This window comes from Thermodesulfobacterium hydrogeniphilum, assembly GCF_000746255.1.
In the GTDB taxonomy this organism is placed as follows: Bacteria; Desulfobacterota; Thermodesulfobacteria; order Thermodesulfobacteriales; family Thermodesulfobacteriaceae; genus Thermodesulfobacterium; species Thermodesulfobacterium hydrogeniphilum.
The window spans coordinates 33,760-55,554 of the sequence record NZ_JQKW01000007.1; the positions used below are offsets into that span (position 1 = coordinate 33,760).

The window sequence follows — 21,795 nt, forward strand, 5'->3', positions numbered from 1 at the left end:
ATATGAAAAGACCATGGCTGGTGTATGGATTAGCTTTTATAGGAGGTTTGGTAGTATTTTTTATTACAATTAGTTTTTTGGTATCTTTATTAGTTATTTTTAAAAATAAAGATTTAGGAAAACCCAAGATAGGTGTTTTAAAAATTAAAGGAATTATAACAGACTCAGAAGAGTATCTTCAGAACATTAGAGAATTTGAAAAGAGAGGCGATATAAAGGCAGTAGTAGCAAGAATAGATTCTCCGGGAGGTTCAGTAGGAGCTTCTCAGGAAATCTTTGAGGAATTGCAAAAACTCAGAAAGATCAAACCAGTAATAGTTTCTATGGGGAATATAGCTACTTCAGGAGGTTTTTATATTGCTTTAGGAGGTAATAAAATTTTTGCTTCTCCAGGAACTATAACAGGAAGTATAGGGGTGGTGTTACAGATTCCCAATTTACAAAAACTTTTGAAAAAGCTTGGTATAGAAGCAGAAACCATAAAAAGCGGGGCTTTTAAAGATACAGGATCTATTTACAGACCCCTTACTCCTGAAGAAAGAAAATATTTAAGCAAAAAGATAAAAATAGTACATGAACAATTTATAAGAGCTGTTTCTAAAGAGAGGAAAATTCCTATAGAAAAAGTAAAAGAAATTGCTGATGGAAGGATCTTTACAGGAGAAGAAGCTTTTAAATTGGGATTAATAGATAAAATAGGAAACTTTTGGGATGCTGTAGAAGAAGCTAAAAAAATAACTAAAATTAAAAAAGCTATATTAGTTTATTTACCTGAAAAAAAAGGATTTTTATCCAGACTTTTAGAGGAAAAAGTCTCATCTATTACTGAAAATTTATCTTACAAACCTTGGTATATTGTTAATTAAAAAAATATGAATCGTAAAAGTTTAGTAGAAAGATTAAGTTACAAATTTCCAGATTTAGAGAAAGAGGATCTGGATTATATTGTAACCTTATTTTTTGAGCTTCTTAAAGATGAGTTGATAAAAGGTAATAGGATAGAATTTAGAGATTTTGGTGTTTTCTATACTAAAAAAAATAAAGGGGTTATTTTTAAAAATCCCAAGAATAATCAGAGCTATTATATAAAAGAAAAAATCAGAGTTTTATTTAAATTGGGTAAGGAATTTAAAGAACGTTTAAATACTCCTTTTATTGCTTCTCTGGATTTGGGTACTCAGAGTTTTAGACTTTGCTTAGGGAAATTTTTTAATAAAAGAGTTTATTTTTTAATTAGAGAAAAAGAAAATGTTAGATTAGGAGAAGGATTAAGTATAAATGGGAAGATTTCTCCACAAGCTTTTGAAAAAGGGTTAAAGAGTTTAAAGAAGTTTAAAGAAGTTTTAGATAAATACGAGGTTAAAACTTATAAAGCTATAGGAACAGCTATTTTTAGAAAGGCGGAGAATAAAGAGGAATTTATTAAAAAAGTTAAAAAAGAAATAGGAATTGATATAAAAATAATATCTCCTGAAAAAGAAGCAGAGATTTCTTTTAAGGGTATAAAATATGGTTTAGAAGGGTTAAGATTAAATATAAAAAATTTTCTTACTATTGATGTAGGAGGAGGATCCTCAGAGTTTAGTTATATAAAAAACGGAGAAAAGGTGAGTGTGAAAAGTTTAGATTTAGGGGTAGTAACTTTAAAAGATATTTTTAATTTAAGGTACCCAGTTAATCACAGAGCTGTCAAATCTATAAAAGAGTATATAAAAGAAAAGCTTTCAGAGCTTCCTAAAACAGAATTAGAAGAAATAATTATTACAGGAGGTTCTGCCAGTTTATTAGGTAGTCTTGATTTAAAGCTTAAATCTTATGTATTGGAAAGGTTGCATGGGCATAGAGTTACTAAGGAACGTTTAGAAGCTTTGATAAAAAAACTTAGTAGTTCTGATTTAGAAAGGCTTAAAAGGATTAAGGGTATGGAAAAAGGTAGGGAAGATATAGCTCTTCCTGGTCTTTTAATATACTCTTGTATTTTAGATCATTTTCAGAAAGATTCTTTGGTATTAAGCGAGTATGGAATCTTGGAAGGAGCTTTACTTTCTTTAATTGAGGAGTATAATTACTGAAAAATTACCAATTTTTAATAGAAAGGAGTTTCTACATGTTAGAAATCCTTTACGAAGCTTATACTTTTGATGATTTATTACTTGTTCCTTCTTATTCTGAAGTTTTACCAAAAGAAGTAGATGTAACAACTTATGTCACTCCTAAAATCAAACTTAATATACCTTTAATTTCTGCTGCTATGGATACAGTTACTGAAAGTCGCATGGCTATCAGTATGGCAAGAGAGGGTGGTTTAGGGGTTATTCATAGAAATATGAGTTTAGAGGAGCAGGTTAAAGAGGTGGAAAAGGTTAAGAAATCCGAAAGTGGTATGATTTATGATCCTGTTACTGTAACTCCTGATACCCCTATTAAAGAGGTTTTAAATTTAATGGCAGAATACAAAATTTCTGGAATTCCTGTAGTAGAGGGCTCAAATAAGAAATTAGTAGGAATTATTACTAATAGAGATTTGAGATTTGAGACCAATTTTGATAAACCTGTTAAAGAAGTAATGACCAAAGAAAATTTAATAACAGCTAAACCTGGTATAAGTTTAGAAGAAGCTATAAAAATTTTACATGCTCAAAGGATTGAAAAGCTTTTAATAGTAGATGATGATTATTGTTTAAAAGGATTAATTACTATTAAAGATATAGAAAAAATAAAAAAATATCCCAATGCTTGTAAGGATGAGCTTGGAAGGCTTAGAGTTGGAGCAGCTATAGGAGTGAGTAAGAACAGGTTAGAGCAGGCAGAAAAACTTCTTAAAGCAGGGGCAGATGTTCTTTTTATAGATTCTGCACATGGACACTCTAAAAATGTTATAGAAACTATTATAGAGATAAAATATCATTTTCCTGATTGTCAGTTAGTAGCAGGTAATGTAGCAACTCCTGAAGGAGCAGAGGCTTTAATAAAAGCTGGAGCAGATGGGATAAAAGTAGGAATAGGTCCTGGTTCTATTTGCACTACAAGAGTTGTAGCAGGAGCAGGTGTTCCTCAACTAACAGCTATTCACAATTGCACTGTAATAGCTGAAAAGTATGGAGTTCCTGTCATTGCTGATGGAGGTATTAGATTTTCAGGAGATGTAGTAAAAGCTATAGCTGCTGGAGCTCATGTTGTTATGATAGGAAATCTTTTTGCTGGAACAGAGGAAGCTCCAGGAGAAACTATTCTTTATGAAGGAAGAACCTATAAAATTTATAGAGGTATGGGTTCTTTATCTGCTATGCAAAAAAGAGGAGGAAGAGAAAGGTACGGTCAAGAAGCTGAGGATTTATCCAAATTTGTTCCAGAAGGTATAGAAGGTAAAGTCCCTTATAGAGGACCTGTTTCAAATATGATTTATCAATTAATAGGTGGCTTAAGATCAGGAATGGGATATTGTGGTTGCAAAAATATAGAAGAGCTCAGGAAAAAAGCTAAATTTGTAAAAATTACACCTGCTGGGTATAGAGAAAGCCATGTTCATGATGTTATTATTATAAGAGAAGCACCTAATTATTGGATAGGAAAATAATATGCCTTTGTATGAATGGCGTGGAAAATCCGCCACAGGTGAAATAAGAAAAGGGGTTTTAGAAGCACCTAATCCACAGCTTGTAGAAGTCTATTTAAGACGCCTTAATATTACTCCTATAAAAATTAATATTAAAAAAGAATCCTTTTTTCGTGCTTTATTTAGAAGAAAAAGGGTCTCTGATAGAGACTTAACTGTTTTTACACGCCAGTTTTCTGTTATTCTTGAAGCAGGATTACCTATTGTAAAAAGTTTAGAGGTTTTGGTAGAACAGCAAAAGAATCCTTATTTTAAAGAAGTTTTAAAGGATATAAAAACAAAAGTTGAAACAGGTAGTAGTTTAAGTGATGCTTTAGCAGAATATCCTAAAGTTTTTGATAAGCTTTATATACAGATGGTTAAATCAGGAGAATCAAGTGGTAATTTAGATGAGGTTCTTAAAAGATTGGCGCTTCATTTAGAAAAAATTATGGCTATAAAAAGTAAAGTTAAACATGCTATGGTTTATCCTTCTGTAATTATGGCAGTTACTATAACAGTTATTTCTATCATTATGATCTTTGTTATTCCTAAATTTGCAGAAATATATGAATCTGCAGGACATGCTTTACCCTTACCTACCCAGATTTTAATTAATATTAGCAGGAATTTTGGTAAAATTTTGATGTTTTTTATCATTTTGGCTATAGGTTCATTTTTAGGAATAAGGTATTATCGTAATACTGAGAAAGGAAGATATAATACTGATAAAATTTTGCTACATTTACCTTTGATAGGAGAATTATTTCATAAATCAGCAGTAGCAAGAGTTGCCAGAACCTTAGCTAATTTGGTAGGAGGAGGGGTTCCTTTATTACAGGCTATTAATATTGCTGGAGAAACCTCAGGAAACATGGTTATAGCAAAAGCTATGGAAGAGATCAGAATAAATGTTTCAGCTGGTCAGTCTATAGCTGATCCTATGTTTTATACAGGGGTTTTCCCTTATTTGATGGTAGAAATGGTAAGAGTAGGAGAACTTTCAGGTAAATTGGAAGATATGTTAAATAAAGTTGCAGACTTTTTTGAAGATGAAGTGGATAGAATGGTAAATACTTTATCTACTTTGATAGAGCCTATTTTAATTGTGGTTCTTGGAGTGGTGGTAGGTGGAATATTGATAGCTCTTTATTTACCTATTTTCAAACTTGGAGAAGTAATCGGAGGAATGTAATAATTTTCCAGAGGTTTTTATGTTCAGAATTTATAAATCTGAAAACGGAATTTTACTTCCCGCTGAAAAGTTCATGCCTTATACCTGGATATGTTTATTCAACCCTTCAGAGGAAGAGTTATCTTATATAGAAAGAAAATTTCAAATTTTTCCTGAATTTTTAAGATATCCTTTGGATGAAGAAGAAAGATCACGAATAGAAAAAGAGGAACAGCAAATTTTAATAATTTTAAGAGTTCCTGAGGTAATTTCTAAGGGTCTGTTTGTTAAATATGAGACTATTCCTATTGGTATTATTTTAACAGAAGAAAATATTATAACAGTATGCTTAAAGGATCATCCTATTTTTGATGAGGTTATTGCTTTGGCTAATAAAAGCAAAATTTTTGATTTAAAAAATCCTGTTCATTTTCTTTTAAATTTTATGTTAGCAGTGAGTTCCCTTTATATTAAATTTTTAAGACAGATTGACAAGGTTTTAGAAGAGTATGAAGAAGAAATTTTTAAATCCATAGAAAATGAAGAAATTTTAAAAATGCTTAGTATTGAAAAAACACTTACTTATTTTAACACTTCTTTGCAGGGAAATGACACAGTTCTCACTAAAATTCAGAGTGGAAGATACATTCGTTTAACAGAAGATGATATGGAGTTATTAGAGGATGTTCAAATAGAAACCAAACAGGCTATAGAAATGACTAAAATATTTTTAAATATTGTTTCAGGAACAATGGATGCCTATGCCTCAGTTATTAATAATAATCTCAATGTTGTTATGAAATTTTTAACAAGTATAGCTATATTGTTCTCTATTCCTAATATTATTTATGGCATGTATGGAATGAATATACCTCTCCCGTTTCAAGACTTGCCCCCTTTAAAAGGAACTCCTTATGCTTTTTATATAATCAATATTTTTCTTTTAGTATTAATTATAGGTTTATTTATTATATTTAGAAAAAAGAAATATATTTAAGGATTATATGAATGACTTTCTTAGGTATTTTTATTTTGGGATTAATTCAAGGTTTAACTGAATTCCTTCCGATTTCAAGCACTGGACATTTAATTTTAGCAGAAAAGTTTTTTCATATCAGTTCTAATCTATCTGTAGATGCTTTTATGCATCTTGGCTCTTTTTTAGCAATTCTGGTTTATTTTTGGAGGGATTTAAAAGAAATATGGGATTATAAATGGTTTATTTTATTAGCAGCTATTCCCGGTGGTATTGCAGGTTTAGCTTTGGAACACTTTGTTGAAACCTATTTGAGAATACCTATAATAGTAGCTTTTAGTTTGATTATTATGAGTATTCCTATGATTTTAGGAGAAATTTTAGGAAAAAAACAAGAAGATATAAAAGACTTAAATTATAAAAAAGCTTTATTTATAGGATGTGCGCAGGCTTTAGCTTTGATTCCTGGAACTTCAAGAAGTGGTATTACTATTTCAGCAGGTCTTTTAACTGGATTGAGAAGAGATATAGCAGCTAAATTCTCATTTTTAGCGGGTGCTCCTCTTATTTTAGGAGCAGGTTTATATGAAGGCCTGAAACTGCTTAAAACTAACACTATTTCTTTAGATTTAGCTCTAACTGGCTTTATTTCTTCAACTATCTGGAGTTTCTTAGCTATAGCCTTTTTAATTCCCTTTTTAAAACGTTATTCTCTTTATTCTTTTGTAATTTACAGAATAATCTTAGGAACTATAATATTGGTATTATTAATTTAAAAAAATTTTAGGAGGAAAAATGGTTGATATTAGCAAAATTACCTTAGAAAAAGAAAAAGTTACTATAAGAGGAAAAACTTTTGAGATTGTGCGACCTTCTAAACTTGAAGATATATTTCAGGGAGATCCATTTTTAGAAGTAGAAAAATTTCCTTTTTGGTTTAAGGTTTGGGAGGCAAGCCTTGTTTTAGCAGATTATATAGCTACCTTAGAGCCTTCAAAAAAAATTTTAGAACTGGGAGCTGGTCTTGGAATCCCCAGTATTGTAGGTGCAGGTTTTGGACATAAAGTATTAGCTACAGACTATGAAGAAATGCCTTTAAAATTTATAGAATTATCAGCTAAGGAAAACAATTTAGAAATTGAAACCGAAATCTTAGACTGGAGAAATCCTAAACTTTCAGGAAAATATGATATTATTATAGGAGCAGAAGTAGTATTTAAAAAAAGCTTATTCCAACCTTTAATAAATCTTTTTAAAACATATCTTTCTGATCAGGGAGAGGTTATTTTATCTCATTCTTCTGATAGGAAAAGAGTGCTTGTTCCTTTTTTATATTATGCTCAGCAGGATTTTGAAATTTTGACCAGTATAAGAAAAATTAAAGGAGAAGATGGCACTACAGAAATAATTCTTAACAAGCTTATTTTTAAAAAGAATTAATGAAAGTTTCTTCAGCTCTTAGGCATGCTCAAGAAATTCTTTCTAAAATAGAAGATGAAGATTATGCTAAATGGGAAGCTCTTTTAATTTTAGCTTATATTTTAAAAGTAGCTCCTTTACAGGTTTATCTTTATTTAGATAAAGAGATATCTGAAGAAAAGTTTTTTAAAATTCTTAAAGAAAGACAAAATAAAAAACCCTTACCTTATATTTTAAAAGAAGTCTATTTCTGGGGAAGAAAATTTCATATAGAGGAAGGAGTTCTTATTCCAAGACAGGATACAGAGATATTAATTCAGGCGTTTTTAGATTTAAATATAAAAAAAGGTAGAATCTTGGAGCTTGGTATAGGTTCAGGTATAATCTCTATCACCTTGCTTCTGGAAAGACCTGAAATCCAAGCTTTTGGGATAGATATAAATTTTAAGGCTTTAAAATTAAGCAGAAAAAATGCCTTAGAATATAAAGTAGAAAAGAGATTGTCTTTAATAAAAGGAAACTGGTTTAATCCTATAGGAGAAAGATGTAAATTCAAGGTTATAATATCAAATCCACCTTATCTTTCTGAAAAAGAATGGAAGGATTTAGAAAAGGAGGTTAAATTTTTTGAGCCAAAAGAAGCCCTGATTGCAGGTGAAAAAGGAACAGAATATCAAGAAATGCTTTTAAAAAAATCTCATGACTATTTAGAAAATAACGGTTTTTTAATTTTTGAAATGGGATATAATCAATCAGAAGAGATACAGGGGCTTTTAAAAAAGTATAATTGGAAATATAAATTTCATAGAGATTTAAGAAATTACAAGAGGGTGGTTGTGGCATGGAAAGAAAGTATATAGTAAAAGGGCAAAAACCTTTAAAAGGAGAAATAGAAGTAAGTGGAGCTAAAAACGCTGTATTACCAGCTATTTCTGCTACACTTTTAGCTCCTGGTATTTATAAATTAAAAAAGGTTCCTAAGGTAAGAGATGTATTTTGTATGTTAAAAATTTTAAAACACTTAGGAGCTGATTTTAATTTTGAAAAGGATGAATTAAAAATTAATACTCAAAATATAAATAATGTTTCTGTACCTTATGAACTTGCCAGTCAGATAAGAGCTTCTGTTTTATTTTTGGGTTCCTTAGTAAGTGCTTTTGGAGAAGCTGAAGTTCCTCTTCCAGGAGGTTGTAAAATAGGAAAAAGACCTATAGATTTCCATGAAAAGGGTCTTACTCTTATGGGAGCAGATATAAAATTAAAACATGGAAATTTGATTGTTAAATCAAATAAATTAAAAGGTTGTGAGATAGTTTTAGATTTTCCTTCTGTAACAGCTACTGAAAATCTTATGATGGCAGCAACCTTAGCTGAAGGAGAAACTGTTATAAAAAACGCTGCAAAAGAACCTGAAGTGGTATTTTTAGGGAAAATGTTAAAAAAAATGGGAGCTGATATAAAAGGCTGTGGAGAGGATACAATATATATTAGAGGAAAAAAGAAATTAAAACCAGTTAATATAGAAATTATTCCGGATAGAATAGAAGCAGGAACTTATTTGGTATTAGGAGCACTTTTAGAAGAAAATGAAGTGGTAGTTAAGAATGTCAAAAAAGAATACTTAGAGACTCCACTTTTGAAATTGCAAGAAATAGGGATAACTATAAAAGAAATAGATAAAAGATCCATTTTAGTAAAAAGAAAGGGAATTTTAAATCCTTGTAAGATAATTACTGCACCTTATCCGGGTTTTCCTACAGATTTGCAGCCTATTTTTGCAGTCCTTTTGACCCAAGCTCAAGGACTCTCTTTTATTACAGAGAATCTTTTTGAAAATAGATTTCTTTATGTATATGAACTTAATCGTATGGGAGCTAATATTAAGGTTGAGGATAGAACTGCTATTATTACAGGCCCTACACCTTTAGCAGGCTCTCCTGTAAAAGCTACAGATTTAAGAGCAGGAGCTGCTTTATTTTTAGCAGGTCTTTGTGCAGATAATACAACTACTATCTATAATGTAGAACTTATAGAAAGAGGTTATGAAAATATAATAGAAAAACTTTCTAAATTAGGAGCAGATATAAAAATTGAAGTGATATGAAGGTAAAAAATTTAAAAGACATTTTTAATCAAGGTCCAGCTGTTAATCTTTTATCTTTAGCTTTAAAAAAGGGTCGTCTTTCTCATGCCTATCTTTTTACAGGTCCTAAAGGAGTAGGAAAAGAAACAACTGCTTGGGCTTTTTTATTTCATCTTTTTTGCAAAGAAAATAAGGAGAATCCTTGTGGGACTTGCTTGAGTTGTAAAAAAATAGATAAAGAAATACATCCTGATATTTTGAAAATTTTTCCTGAAAAAAGAGAAATAACTATTAAACAGATAAGAGAAATAATCAATTTTATTAAATATAGACCTTTAGAAGCAGAATATAAAGTAATATTTATAAAAGAAGCAGAAAAAATGAATTTAGAAGCAGCTAATGCTTTATTAAAGTCCTTGGAAGAACCTCCTTCTTATGTGATTTTTATTTTATTGTCAGAAAATTTTACTCAGCTTTTACCTACTATAGTTTCTCGTTCCCAAATAGTAAAATTTAGAAGTTTACCAAAAACAACAATTGCTAAGGTTCTAAAAAAGAGGTTTTTTTTTGAAGAAAAAGTAGCTGAAACATTAGCAGATATTTCTCAGGGTAGCTTAGGTAGAGCCATAGAAATTGCAGAGAAAGGTGTTTTAGAGGAATTAAATAGTTTTGTTAAAGCTGGTTTTTCAGAAAATGCCATATTAAAATTTAGAGTAGCAGAAAGATTAGCAAGTTATAATCTGCAAGATTTGGAGGCTTTTTTTTATGTAATTTCTGTATGGATTTGGAGATCCTATTTAAAAGAAAAAATAAACTATCCCTATCCTCAAGCTTTTCCTGAAGAAATTTATACAAAAAACCCCTATAATGCTTTACAAATAATTTACGAAACTAAAAAAGCTTTAGAAAAATACGCTAAGCCTGAATTAACCTTTTACAATCTTATTCTTCAGTTATTTTAAATCTCCAAATATAGAAGCAGGTGCATAAGGATGGGATCCTTCTATTACCTCAACCCCTGCTTTTTCTTTTATAGCTGCAATTAAGTCATCTTTTCTTTTACAGAACTTCATAATACATGTTCCAATATGCACAGCATCAACTTTTTCTCCTAAAGCAGCTAACTGTAGTTTTACAAGAGCTAAACTACAAATTACTCTATTTTTGTTCCCCTCACATCCTCCACAATCTACAATTCCTACTATTTCAGCTCCTTCATCCTTATATCTCGCAAATTCTCCTTCTTTACGACTCAAAGCTACAAAACATTTTGCATCTCCTGGACATAAATTTTGGTCAGAAATCATTTTGCATTTGACAAGAACTATCTTTTTCATCTCTATACCTCCTTTACAAATTTAATTTAAAATAGTTCTAATAATCAATTTTAATAGACTTGTATAAAAAATCAAGCAAAATTTAGAAAAATTTTTAATGAAATAAAATTAAATAACAAAAAACTTTAAAAAATATTCCTAAAATAATAAAAAATTTGCACAATTAAAAAATAATATGATAAAATTTTTAGAAAATTATTGATAAAAACAAAACTTATGTTACAAACATAAAATTATATCAGATACAAAAAGGAGTAAGAGGATGGAGTATTTAAAGCTTTTAGTTGATTATGGAGTTATCGGAGTTTTAATTTTGATGAGTATAATTTCTGTAGCTATAGGTATAGAAAGAATAGGATATTACAAAAAGATAGATATTAAAAATTTTACCTCAGTTAAAGAGTTAGAAATTGATCTTACTAAAGGTCTTTATATTATAGCTACTATAGGAGCCAATGCTCCTTATATAGGACTTCTTGGAACAGTTCTCGGTATAATGCTTACCTTTTATACTATAGGACAGCAAGGTCTTGTTGACAGTAAAAAAATTATGGTGGGTTTAGCTTTGGCTTTAAAAGCTACTGCTGTAGGATTATTGGTAGCAATCCCATCTACAGCTTTGTATAATTATCTTTTAAGAAAAGTAAAAGAAAAAATAGCTCTCTGGGAGATAGAAAATGGAAGAAAAAGAGTTTGATTATATAAATGTTATTCCTTTAGTAGATATAATGTTAGTTCTTTTAACTATTGTTTTAGTTACAGCAACTTTTATTGTGCAAGGAAGTATTCCTGTTAGTTTACCCCAATCTAAATATGCAGAAACTAAAAATGTCAAAGCTTATCAAATAACTTTAACCAAAACAGGAGAGATTTATTTTGAAAAGAGAAAACTTGACTTAAATGGATTAGATCAGGTGATAGCAAGTTTGGATAAAGAATCTCAAATCTCTATCTTTGCTGATAAATCAGCCAAAATTCAGAAATTAGTGGAAATTTTGGATATTTTAAAAAAACACGAATTAAAGAGAGTTCTTATAAAAACAGAATTAACGAAATGATAAAGTTAAAATATTTAAGTTTTTCCATATTTATTCATTTTTCTTTAATCTTTTTATTTATTCTTTTAGTTAAAGCACAAGTTAATAATGTTTCTTCTAAATATATTGAGCTAAATCTGGAATTGTTTTCTGTTTTAAAAGATAAGTCTCAGGGATCAGGAAGAGGGAAAAGACAGTTTAAAAGAAAAAAAATTGTAAAAAAAGAAAAGCTTAAAAAAGTATCTAAAAAAAACACCTTTATGAAACAGGCTTTTTTAAAACCCAGGCCTATAGCAAAGAAGCAAATTGTAATTAAAGAAAAACCTAAAGTTGGATATATAAAAAAGAGTCTCACTTCTAATTCTATATCTAAGGGAGTAGAAGCAAATCCCCATTCGGATAAAAGCGTGACAGATTTAAAAGAAAATTCAGGAGTTTCAGAAACAGGAAATGAAACTGGTTCAGAAAAAAATATAGGAGGGGGTAAAGGTAAAAAGAGTAGAGCAAAAGGAATAGGTGATAGATTTTTATTGGAAAAATTTCATATCATTTCTAAAATTGTTCAAAAAAATATAAAATATCCTTTTGTTGCTCGCAGAATGGGCTGGGAAGGAAAGGTGTTAATCTCTTTTTTGTTAACAAGAAATGGTGAAATAAAATATTTAAAAGTGGAAAAATCTTCAGGTTATAAAATACTGGATGAGAATGCTTTAAAAACTATTAAAAGATGTTCCAAATATTTTCCTGTTCCACCTGTAGATGTAAAAATAAAATTACCAATAATTTATAAATTAGAATAGAGATTTTACTGATTCATTTTGCTTAAGAATTCTTCATTATTTTTGGTATCTTTCATTTTTTCAATTAAAAATTCCATACACTCTACAGGACTTAAAGGTGAAAGGACTTTTCTTAACAACCATACTTTATGAAGTATATCAGAAGGTAAAAGAAGTTCTTCCTTTCTGGTTCCACTTAGATGGATATCAATAGCAGGCCATATTCTTCTATCTGCAAGTCTTCTGTCTAATACTATTTCCATATTTCCTGTTCCTTTAAACTCTTCAAAAATCACCTCATCCATTCTGCTACCAGTATCAATCAAACAGGTAGCTATGATGGTTAAGCTACCGCCTTCTTCTATATTACGAGCTGCTCCAAAAAATCTTTTAGGTTTGTGTAATGCATTGGCATCAATTCCACCAGAAAGGAGTTTTCCACTGGAAGGAACAACTACATTGTAAGCCCTTGTAAGACGGGTCAAACTATCAAGAAGTATTACCACATCATATTTGCATTCTACTAATCTTTTAGCTTTTTCAATAACAATTTCAGCCACCTGAGTATGTTTTTGAGGTGGTTCATCAAAAGTAGAACTTATAATTTCAGCTCTTGGAACAATTCTTTGCATTTCTGTAACTTCTTCAGGTCTTTCATCAATAAGAAGAATGATAAGATGAATATCAGGATAATTATTGACAATACCATTAGCTATATTTTGTAGAAGAACAGTTTTACCTGTTCTTGGAGGGGCTACAATTAAACCTCTTTGACCTTTACCAATAGGAACAAAAAGGTCTATTATTCTTGTAGAATAATTATCAGGCGCGGTTTCAAGGCGTAACCATTCATTAGGATGTACAGGAGTTAAATGATCAAAGGGGGTTCTTGTTCTAACAATCTCCGGAGGAAAATAATTAACCTTTTCTATCTTTGCTAATGCAAAGTATTTTTCTCCTTCTTTGGGTTGACGAATATAACCAAAAATAGTATCCCCTGTTTTCAAACCAAATTTTCTTATTTGAGGAGGGGAAACATAGATATCTTCAGAGCTTGGAAGATAATTATAATCATTAAATCTGAGAAATCCAAAGCCTTCAGGAAGAACTTCCAAAACACCTTCTACTATAACCTCCACTCCTTTATTAAGTAAAGTACTTATAATTTGATAAATAACATCTGATTTTTTGTAAAAATTGTAAATATTTTCTATGCCTAATTTTTCTCCTAATTTGTATAACTCTGTTAAAGTTTTTCTTCTTAATTCAGAAAGATATACAGGGGTTCCAAGTTCTTCTAAAACCTCTTCAGTCAAAATTTCAATATTTAATTTATCTTTTTCATTTTGAACTTCAGTCATACTTAGCTCCTTTTGTGATTTATTTGCTTTATATTAAAAATTTAGAAAGCTTTTTAGACATTTGAGAACCTTAAAGTAAGGATTATCTGTTCAAGATAAAATTTCTTAATAAGATTTTTAAAAGCTCCCCGGGCAGGACTCGAACCTGCAACCTATGGGTTAACAGCCCACCGCTCTGCCGATTGAGCTACCGGGGAATTTTAGCTACATTAAAATAATAAAATGTTTTCTTTTTTTGTCAAGAGGTCGCAGAATTACAATTTTAATTTTAAAAATTTGAAAATTAAACCTCTTGCTAAAATCCAAATTAATATTATACTTTAGTCCATTTTAGAAAATAAAAAATTAAAAAATTTTCAAAATATCTTGATATATTTTAAATTTATATTAAAATAAGATAAGTATATAAAATAAGAAAAAAACTAAAAAAGGGGAGGGTTATGTTTAAACTTTCAACAAAAGGTAGATATGCAGTTAGAGCTATGTATGAAATTGCCAAAGCATACCCTAATGGAGTTACCTTAGAGGAAATTTCAGTAAATCAAAACATTTCTCGTGTTTATTTAGCACAAATTTTAAACCGTTTAAGGCAAGCAAGGCTTATTAAATCTTCTCGTGGTCCTGGTGGGGGGTATGTTTTAAGAAAAGATCCTTCAGAGATTTCTCTTTATGACATTTTGGAGCCTCTTGAAGGTCCTGTTTGTATTGCCTCCTGTATTGACCCAGGCGAAGGATGTGATGAAGTAGAGGAATGTGTAGCTTATCCTATCTGGAAAAAGATAGCTCAGTATATTGAATGTTTATTAAAACAGGTTAGATTAGGGGATCTTTTAAAAGTAGAAACTGAAAAAGATAAAAAGAAACTTATAGAAACTATTACTGCAGGTTGTTGTTAATGTCTCTAAGCTCTTATAAAGAGCTATTTGACAAAGCCTACAAACTAAAATTTCCTTTAGAAGATAAGAATGTTTTGCAGGATCTCCGGGCAGGAGATCCTGTTCTTATTTCAGGTTGGGTCCTTTGTGGAAGAGATGCTACCCATCGCAAACTTATACAGGCTATAAAGAATGGTTCTTTTTCTTTTGATTTTGTAAATCAAGCTATTTATTATGTAGGTCCAACTCCTCCTCCACCTGGAAAAATCATCGGTTCTGCAGGCCCTACCACTTCAGGTAGAATGGATGCTTATATGGAGTTTTTTTTAAAACTTGGTTTGGCAGCAACTATTGGAAAAGGTAAAAGATCACCTCAGGTAATAGAACTTCTGAAGAAATATAAAGCTGTTTATTTTGCCACTTTTGGAGGAGCAGGTGCTTTTCTCTCTCAATTTATTGAAAAAATAGAACCTCTTGCTTGGTCTGATCTCGGTCCTGAAGCCTTTTTTCGCATAAAAGTGGAAAGATTTCCTGCTATAGTAATCAATTCTGTTTATGGTGATGATTTCTATTCTGTATAATTTTCTATGAATAAATATTCAGCTATTCCTTTTTATCGCACCTTAGTTTCTACACCTCTCAAAAAGTTCCGTGTAGTTTATAAAGAAACAGATCTGCAGATTTTAGCAGAAAAAGAACTCGTTTCTGAAGCCCTTTCTATAATAAAAGAAATCCGTTTCCCTCTTGAAGCCTATATAATTAAAAATCCTGAATTTTTAAAATCTCTAATCCCTTTGCCTTTTGATCCTAAAGCCCCTGAAATTGTTAAGATCATGCTTAAAGCTGGGAAAATTGCAAAGGTTGGCCCTATGGCTTCTGTAGCAGGAGCGATCGCAGAGAGAGTGGGAAAAATGTTATTAGAAAATAGACTTACTTCTCAGGTAGCAGTAGAAAATGGCGGTGATATTTTTTTATCACTTAAAAAGGACGCAAAGGTTGCTTTGTTTGCAGGGGATTCTCCCTTTTCTGGGAAAATTGCTCTGTTGATTAAAAAAGAGCTTATGCCCTGTGGAGTTTGCACTTCCTCAGCTAAAATAGGGCATAGTCTCAGTTTGGGTAAAGCAGATGCTTTAACAGTTGTTCATAAAGATACTGCTATAGCAGATGCCCTTGCCACTTCTTTTGGAAATGTTTTTAAAAGAGCTGAGGATTTTAAAAAAATTTTGACAAGAGCTGAGAAAATAGGAGATTTGCTGGGAATAGTGGGTATTTTAAATGATAAGGTTTTTATCTGGGGAAAGCATATTCGTTTAGAATCTTTAATCTAAAAGTATTTATAAAAATTTTTTTACATTTCTAAATTATAGTAATTTTTAGATAAAAAACAAAAAAATTCAATTTTTAAGAATAAAAAAGAAGAAAAAGTCCAAAATAAGCTAATTTTTGTAAAATTTAGATTTTATCGGTCTTGACAAAATTAAATAAATAAAGATAATCAATTTTTAAATTAAAAAGTTTTGTTTAAATTGTAAGATTTTAAGGAGATTTTACAAAAATTAGTCTTGACAAAAAAAAAGAGATGATTAAAATCTCTTTGTTAGAAGTAAATTTAAAAAGAAAAAAATAAAGGAGGTGTGGTATGAAGGTAGCTAAATGGAAGGTTTTAACAGTTGCAGGAGCTTTGGTTCTTGGTTATGCTGTTTCTTCACAGGCAGTTCAATTAAAGGTTGATGATGACACCTTTGCAAACTTCGGCTTTTGGACAAAGGTCAGGTATAACAACTTTGATGACAGAGCAAAAGATGATCAATATGGAATTGATTACAACAGAAATGTATTTGATGTTGTTGATGCAAGATTTAACATTGAGGGTCAGATTAACAACATTGTTCAGTTCTACGGTGAAATTGTAACAAGTGGTTCTTATGATAAAGAGGTATACGAGAATGTAGGGCTTTCTCGTGACAGTAAGGCAAAGTTTTCTGAGGGTGGTATCAATTTAGTGTTTTTACCTGAGCTTCAGTTAAGACTTGGAAAGATTCGTATCCCATTCACCAGAGACCAGCAGGAAGCCCGTTATTCCTACATTGTCCAGACAGACTGGCTCTATGACCCACAAGGTCTCTTTAAATACTGGAAAAAAGGACTCTTAAGACTTGCTGAAGGTGGAGCGGTTCTTCATGGAGAAATTGCAAAGGGAATGTTTAGATACGATGCTGGTGTGTTCAATCAGGCTTCAGATGACGAGCCATTAAAAAACGTTGCCTGGGCAGCAAGAGTAGAGTTCACACCAACCATGCTTGGCTTTAACGCCGAAACCAAGACATCGGCAAGAGGATGGTTGCATGACACCTATCTTGGTAAAAAAGGAGACATTTTAAGCATTGGTGTAGGATATTTTACTCAGGATGTGTCAGTTAGTGGCCCACAATCTATTACTTTCTCAACAGGTAAGTCAGGAATCATAGGTTCAACAGGAGATGTTTTGGGAGGAGCTTTACTTCCTGGTGGAGATTATGAAGAACTTGATGTTGATGCTTGGACTGTTGATGCTTACTTGGAGAAGAGATTTGGCTGTGCAGTTATTAACCTTGAAGGAGCCTATGTAAACTGGAATGACAGCCATATAGGTTCTAATAGTAAAAAAGAAGATTCCTACTACTGGTATGCTAAGGGACAGATCCTTTACGACCAGGTTATAGGAATTGGAAAACCCGCTCTCTATGTAAAGTATGACTACATTGAAGCAGATAAGATGTATAACAACGACGATTTTGAAGCGACCCGCTGGGGAGTTGGAGTAAACTACTACATTGTAGGAAATGCCGCTCGCTTGACTGTCGGAATGGATAATGTTAACTATGATGATGGTGCTTCAGATTATTTAGATGATAATGGTCTGGAAGATAATATTACTGACTGGTTTGTCCAGGCTCAGATAATGTTCTAAACTTTCAAGAAAAAAAAGGGGGCTCAAGAGAGCCCCTTTTTCTTACCTACAAATTACCACTTCGTAAGTGGAACTTTAGAGGTCTTCTAAAATCAAATGTTTGATAATTTCTAAAGATCTCTGATAATCAATCCTATCCTCTACAAATTTTTTATATTCTTTTTTTGAAAAATCAAAAAATTTATTTATTATACATATTCTTTTATCTTCAAGTCCTATGTATTCTCTATAAGAAGAATATTTCCAGTCTTCAGGTTTTTCCACCAGACCTGCACTAGTAGGATTTAAATGTACATATCTTGTTAAATGTAAGAGCTGTTCATCAGATAACACCGGTACTTTTTTAATCCTTCCTTCCCAAAGTGGTCCTTTTCTTTTAATTTTTTTATTAAAATACCTGGTATAGCTATCTAAAACCTTTCTCATATATTCAGAGATTCCCATTTCTGAAAGTTCTTCTAATACTAAATGAATATGTGTAGGCATAATACAATAGGCAATAATATTAACTAAAGGATTTTTACTTTTTGATTGGTTATAATAATTTTTAATTTTATTTTTAAGACGTTCATAATAGGAAAATTTAATTTTGGGATTGAATTGATAAAACCTTAGGAGTTTTAATATTCTTCTATAATCAGCATCATTTAGAAAAATTTTAAATCCAGCAATACTTTTGGTATAAACATGATATATTTTCCCTTCTTCCATATTTACCTCCTTTAAATCTTTAATTTATCTTACCTACAAATTACCACTTCGCAAGTGGTAATTTATGGTAATTTGTAATTTTTTTAAAAAAGGTTAAAATGTAAAAACTATGGATGAAAAAAAGCCTTGGGGCGGACGATTTCAGGAAGAAACAGATAAGTTTTTTGAAGATTTCAGCGAATCTGTATCTTTTGATTATAAGTTAGCTCTTTATGAAGTAAAAGCAAGCCTTGCTTATGCCCAAGCATTAACAGAAATCAAAATTCTCTCAGACTCAGAATATAAACTCATTTATAAAGGACTTAAAGAAATAGAAGATGAAATAAAAAAAGGAGTCTTTATTTTTCGTAAGGAATATGAAGATGTTCATATGAATATAGAAAAAGCTCTTTTTGAAAAGATCGGAGAGGTGGCTTATAAGCTTCATACAGGAAGAAGTAGAAATGAACAAGTAGTCACAGACTTAAGGCTTTTTTTAATAGATAAAGCTGAAGAATTAAAGTGGTCTCTTAAAAACTTAATGAAAACTATAATAGATAAAGCAGAAGAATATTATGGAATTATAATACCTGGTTTTACCCATCTTCAACATGCTCAACCTGTTCTTTTTTCACACTGGATTATGGCTTATTATGAAATGATGAGGCTTCATTTACAAAGACTTGAAGATTATGAGAAAAGGCTAAAACTTTGTCCTCTTGGAAGTTCGGCTTTTGCAGGTTGTGGTTTTAATTTGAATAGAAAAAAAATTGCTAAAAATCTTGGTTTTAATGAACCTACCAGAAATAGTGTTTTTGCAGTAAGTTCCAGAGATTTTATTTTGGAATTGGCTTTTATTTTGAGTCTTATTATGCTTGATCTGTCAAGATGGTGTGAAGAGCTTATTATATGGATGAGTCAAGAATTTGATTTTATAGATCTTCCTGATAGGTATTGTACAGGTAGTTCTCTTATGCCTCAAAAGAAAAATCCTGATGGAGCAGAATTGATAAGAGGAAAAAGCTCTATAGCTGTGGGTGATCTTATTAAACTTATGGTTTTAATTAAAGGTCTTCCTTTAAGCTATAATAGAGATTTACAGGAGGATAAACCTCCTATTTTTGAATCCTTAGATACAGTTATAAATTCTATAAAAATGATGGCTTTAATGATACAAGGTTTAAAAATTAAAAAAGAAAATATAGAAAAATATCTTAATAAAGGTTATCTCCTTGCTACAGAACTTGCAGATTATTTAGTAACTAAGGGAATTCCTTTTAGAAAAGCACATTATATTACTGGGCAGATTGTTCTTTATGCTGAAAAAAGAGGTAAAAAACTTGAAAAATTAACCTTAGAGGAGTTTCAAAGGTTTTCAAATGTTATTGAAGAGGATGTTTACAAGTGGTTAACCATAGAAAATGCAATTAAAAGAAGAGAAATTTTTGGTGGAACAGGATTTAAAAGTGTAAAAAAAGAAATAGACAAGGCTAAAAAAGAAATAGGTTATGAAAATTGATTCCAAAATAAATCCTCATTTTCTTTTATGTTATGACAATAGTGCCTCGAGTGCCAAGGCTTTATTTTATTTAAAATCTGTTTTTGAGAATACCTATGTAGATGTAACCTTATTAAAAATAATTGAACATCCAGAGATTCATGTTTTACAGGAAAGCAAACTTATTAAGAAATTAATACATGAGGAAGAAATAGAGAAAAGAGCTAAAGAAGATTATTTAAGAACAGAAGCAGAACTTAAAGAGGTTGCAGAGAGTTTGAAAGCTAAAATAAAAGGAAATTGCTATATCAAAGTTATTTTTAAATACTCAGATGTTGTTCAAGATATACTTAGAATAGCCTGTGATAATTTATATGATGCTATAATTGTTGGAAAAAGAGGACTTTCTAAAATCAGCACATACATTTTAGGAGGGGTTACTCATAAACTTATCAATATAAGCTGTGTTCCTGTATGGTTGATAAGAGGAGAAAAATGGAATAAAAAGTTTTTGGTAGCTTTAGATTTAGGAGAAACAGGATTAAAAGTAGCAGATTATGTGAGCTTTATTTTATCATTTCATAAAGATGCTACTATTACATTTTTTCATAATTTTTATCCTTTTTCAAATATAAAAGAATTTGAAGGTAATATAGAAGAACTTTTAAAAATTACTAAAAATCCAGAGTATAAAGAGTATTTTTTAAAATTAAAAAATGTTTTGAAAGAGAATAAAATATTCTGTGAAAGAATTCAATTAGTTTTAAAAAGAGGGATATTTGGTCCTGCTGGAGAGATTATAAGATTTGCTAAAAAAAATGATTATTCTAATATAATAATTGGAAGAAGAGGTAGAAGCGGTTTAAAAGAATTATTGTTGGGTTCAGTGAGTCAAAAAATAATTTCTTATTTTGAAGATAGGGCAATATGGGTAATAAGTTAATAAAAATTAAATGTCCTGTTTGTGGGAAAAGGACTCAGTGGGAAAACAATCCTTATAGACCTTTTTGTTCTAAAAAATGTAAACTTGCAGATCTTTATGGCTGGTTAAGTGAAGAATATAGGATAAAGATAAATCCTGATGAGATAGAAGATGAATATATAGAGGAGGTAGAAAGATGAGCTGGGATTATGAGATAGCTATTTTAGGTATGGGACCAGCTGGAATTCAGGCAGGTATCCATGCAGGAAGAAGAAAACATAAAGTTATAATATTTGGAAAACCTTATAAAAGTGCTTTAGCTCAGGCTTATATTGAAAATTATTTTGGTTTTAAAGAAAAAATAAAAGGAAAAGCTCTTTTAGAAATAGGTATGGAACAACTTAAAAGATTTGAAGTAAGAATTTTAGAAGAGGATATCGTAAAAATAGAACCATTAGAATCAGGTTATAAACTTATTACAGAAAAAGAAAAAGAAATAACAGCTTTATCTCTTATACTTGCTTTGGGAGTTAAAAGACCAAAAAAAATCTTTAAAGATGAAGATAAATTTATAGGAAAAGGACTATCTTATTGTATAGATTGCGATGCCTGGTTTTATAAAGAAAAAAAAGTAGCAGTTATAGGAGATGGTAGTGCTGCTATTCATGGTGCTAAATTATTAACCAATTTTGCCAAAGAGGTCTATTTTTATCCTTTAAAAGATTTAACAGAAGATGACAAAAATAGTCTTATTAATAAAAACATTAGTATTCTTGAGAAAAAGCCTATTGATATAATAGGAAAAGAAGAAGTAAAAGGATTAAAATTAGAAGATGAAACTATATTGGAGCTGGATGGTATATTTATAGAAATAGGAGCTAAAGGTCCTTTGGAGCTTCTTGCTCCTATTGGAATAGAACTTGACCCTGAAACTTTTAGCTATGTAAAAGTTAATAGAAATATGGAAACAAATATGGAGGGTATTTTTGCTTGTGGAGATTTAACAGGACCTCCTTTACAACTAGCTAAAGCTGTAGGAGAAGGTTGTATAGCTGGACTTTCTGCTTCAGATTATATAAAAAGAATTTTAAAAGATTAA

General features: G+C 30.6%; 24 protein-coding genes and 1 tRNA gene. 21 read left to right on the plus strand and 4 right to left on the minus strand.

The features are described 5' to 3' along the window. Positions 1 to 2 precede the first annotated feature (2 nt). From sppA to holB, 10 genes are read left to right on the plus strand one after another with little or no spacing between them, the layout of a single operon-like run. Positions 3 to 866: a signal peptide peptidase SppA gene (gene sppA, locus CC87_RS02490; protein WP_038055829.1), complete on the plus strand. Its 864-nt coding sequence runs from the start codon at positions 3 to 5 to the stop codon at positions 864 to 866. Positions 867 to 872: 6 nt separating this feature from the next. Next, positions 873 to 2,072, plus strand: a complete 1,200-nt coding sequence (locus CC87_RS02495) for a Ppx/GppA phosphatase family protein (protein ID WP_038055831.1) — start codon at positions 873 to 875, stop codon at positions 2,070 to 2,072. A gap of 35 nt (positions 2,073 to 2,107) precedes the next feature. Continuing rightward, complete coding sequence (gene guaB, locus CC87_RS02500) at positions 2,108 to 3,577, plus strand: IMP dehydrogenase (RefSeq protein WP_038055833.1); 1,470 nt, start codon at positions 2,108 to 2,110, stop codon at positions 3,575 to 3,577. A gap of 1 nt (position 3,578) precedes the next feature. Then, on the plus strand, positions 3,579 to 4,790 hold the full coding sequence (locus tag CC87_RS02505; RefSeq protein WP_038055836.1) for a type II secretion system F family protein: 1,212 nt from the start codon (positions 3,579 to 3,581) through the stop codon (positions 4,788 to 4,790). A 19-nt stretch (positions 4,791 to 4,809) separates the two neighbouring features. Then, entirely contained in the window at positions 4,810 to 5,766 is a 957-nt protein-coding gene (locus tag CC87_RS02510) for a magnesium transporter CorA family protein (protein WP_038055838.1), read from the plus strand. Between the two features lie 11 nt (positions 5,767 to 5,777). Next, positions 5,778 to 6,521, plus strand: coding sequence for an undecaprenyl-diphosphate phosphatase (locus tag CC87_RS02515; protein ID WP_038055844.1), 744 nt, complete (start codon positions 5,778 to 5,780; stop codon positions 6,519 to 6,521). Positions 6,522 to 6,540: 19 nt separating this feature from the next. Beyond that, a complete protein-coding gene (locus tag CC87_RS02520) occupies positions 6,541 to 7,185 on the plus strand; it encodes a class I SAM-dependent methyltransferase (RefSeq protein ID WP_051920460.1) in 645 nt (214 codons plus the stop codon). Further along, positions 7,185 to 8,024 (plus strand): peptide chain release factor N(5)-glutamine methyltransferase, encoded by an 840-nt coding sequence (gene prmC / locus CC87_RS02525; protein WP_038055846.1) that lies wholly within the window; start codon positions 7,185 to 7,187, stop codon positions 8,022 to 8,024. The genes CC87_RS02520 and prmC overlap by 1 nt, the downstream gene beginning before the upstream one ends. Continuing rightward, on the plus strand, positions 8,006 to 9,268 hold the full coding sequence (murA, locus tag CC87_RS02530; RefSeq protein ID WP_038055849.1) for a UDP-N-acetylglucosamine 1-carboxyvinyltransferase: 1,263 nt from the start codon (positions 8,006 to 8,008) through the stop codon (positions 9,266 to 9,268). The genes prmC and murA overlap by 19 nt, the downstream gene beginning before the upstream one ends. After that, positions 9,265 to 10,209 carry a DNA polymerase III subunit delta' gene (holB, locus tag CC87_RS02535; RefSeq protein WP_051920462.1) on the plus strand — a complete coding sequence of 315 codons (945 nt, stop codon included), beginning with the start codon at positions 9,265 to 9,267 and terminating at the stop codon, positions 10,207 to 10,209. The genes murA and holB overlap by 4 nt, the downstream gene beginning before the upstream one ends. Here the strand turns inward: holB and CC87_RS02540 are convergent. After that, positions 10,201 to 10,584, minus strand: coding sequence for a CGGC domain-containing protein (locus tag CC87_RS02540; protein WP_038055851.1), 384 nt, complete (start codon positions 10,582 to 10,584; stop codon positions 10,201 to 10,203). The two genes, holB and CC87_RS02540, sit on opposite strands and share 9 nt — an antisense overlap. Positions 10,585 to 10,846: 262 nt before the next feature. On the opposite strand from CC87_RS02540, the gene exbB reads away from it, so the two are divergent. The 3 genes from exbB to CC87_RS08575 are packed head-to-tail and all read left to right on the plus strand — an operon-like array spanning position 10,847 to position 12,421. Next, on the plus strand, positions 10,847 to 11,281 hold the full coding sequence (exbB, locus tag CC87_RS02545) for a TonB-system energizer ExbB (protein ID WP_038055853.1): 435 nt from the start codon (positions 10,847 to 10,849) through the stop codon (positions 11,279 to 11,281). Then, on the plus strand, positions 11,262 to 11,642 hold the full coding sequence (locus tag CC87_RS02550; RefSeq protein ID WP_038055855.1) for an ExbD/TolR family protein: 381 nt from the start codon (positions 11,262 to 11,264) through the stop codon (positions 11,640 to 11,642). The genes exbB and CC87_RS02550 overlap by 20 nt, the downstream gene beginning before the upstream one ends. After that, entirely contained in the window at positions 11,639 to 12,421 is a 783-nt protein-coding gene (locus CC87_RS08575; protein ID WP_051920464.1) for an energy transducer TonB, read from the plus strand. Before CC87_RS02550 ends, CC87_RS08575 begins: the two co-directional genes overlap by 4 nt. 5 nt (positions 12,422 to 12,426) lie before the next feature. On the opposite strand, the gene rho is transcribed toward CC87_RS08575, so the two are convergent. Further along, positions 12,427 to 13,761 (minus strand): transcription termination factor Rho, encoded by a 1,335-nt coding sequence (gene rho / locus CC87_RS02560; RefSeq protein ID WP_038055857.1) that lies wholly within the window; start codon positions 13,759 to 13,761, stop codon positions 12,427 to 12,429. A gap of 124 nt (positions 13,762 to 13,885) precedes the next feature. Beyond that, positions 13,886 to 13,958: transfer RNA gene (locus tag CC87_RS02565), tRNA-Asn, on the minus strand. A 243-nt stretch (positions 13,959 to 14,201) separates the two neighbouring features. Between CC87_RS02565 and CC87_RS02570 the strand changes: the two genes are divergently transcribed. From CC87_RS02570 to CC87_RS02585, 4 genes are all read left to right on the plus strand, one after another. Continuing rightward, entirely contained in the window at positions 14,202 to 14,657 is a 456-nt protein-coding gene (locus CC87_RS02570) for an RrF2 family transcriptional regulator (protein WP_038055859.1), read from the plus strand. Further along, positions 14,657 to 15,217, plus strand: coding sequence for a FumA C-terminus/TtdB family hydratase beta subunit (locus CC87_RS02575; protein ID WP_038055861.1), 561 nt, complete (start codon positions 14,657 to 14,659; stop codon positions 15,215 to 15,217). Before CC87_RS02570 ends, CC87_RS02575 begins: the two co-directional genes overlap by 1 nt. A 6-nt stretch (positions 15,218 to 15,223) precedes the next feature. Next, positions 15,224 to 15,964: a UPF0280 family protein gene (locus CC87_RS02580; RefSeq protein ID WP_051920466.1), complete on the plus strand. Its 741-nt coding sequence runs from the start codon at positions 15,224 to 15,226 to the stop codon at positions 15,962 to 15,964. A gap of 311 nt (positions 15,965 to 16,275) precedes the next feature. Further along, a complete protein-coding gene (locus CC87_RS02585) occupies positions 16,276 to 17,586 on the plus strand; it encodes a hypothetical protein (protein WP_038055863.1) in 1,311 nt (436 codons plus the stop codon). A 75-nt stretch (positions 17,587 to 17,661) separates the two neighbouring features. Here CC87_RS02585 and CC87_RS02590 read toward each other — a convergent pair whose 3' ends face one another. Beyond that, positions 17,662 to 18,297: a transposase gene (locus CC87_RS02590; RefSeq protein ID WP_038055865.1), complete on the minus strand. Its 636-nt coding sequence runs from the start codon at positions 18,295 to 18,297 to the stop codon at positions 17,662 to 17,664. Positions 18,298 to 18,406: 109 nt separating this feature from the next. On the opposite strand from CC87_RS02590, the gene argH reads away from it, so the two are divergent. The 4 genes from argH to CC87_RS02610 are packed head-to-tail and all read left to right on the plus strand — an operon-like array spanning position 18,407 to position 21,795. After that, positions 18,407 to 19,795: an argininosuccinate lyase gene (gene argH, locus CC87_RS02595; protein ID WP_038055866.1), complete on the plus strand. Its 1,389-nt coding sequence runs from the start codon at positions 18,407 to 18,409 to the stop codon at positions 19,793 to 19,795. Beyond that, positions 19,785 to 20,717, plus strand: a complete 933-nt coding sequence (locus CC87_RS02600) for a universal stress protein (RefSeq protein WP_038055869.1) — start codon at positions 19,785 to 19,787, stop codon at positions 20,715 to 20,717. The genes argH and CC87_RS02600 overlap by 11 nt, the downstream gene beginning before the upstream one ends. After that, positions 20,702 to 20,896, plus strand: coding sequence for a DNA gyrase inhibitor YacG (locus CC87_RS02605; protein WP_038055871.1), 195 nt, complete (start codon positions 20,702 to 20,704; stop codon positions 20,894 to 20,896). The genes CC87_RS02600 and CC87_RS02605 overlap by 16 nt, the downstream gene beginning before the upstream one ends. Beyond that, positions 20,893 to 21,795 (plus strand): NAD(P)/FAD-dependent oxidoreductase, encoded by a 903-nt coding sequence (locus CC87_RS02610; RefSeq protein WP_038055873.1) that lies wholly within the window; start codon positions 20,893 to 20,895, stop codon positions 21,793 to 21,795. Before CC87_RS02605 ends, CC87_RS02610 begins: the two co-directional genes overlap by 4 nt.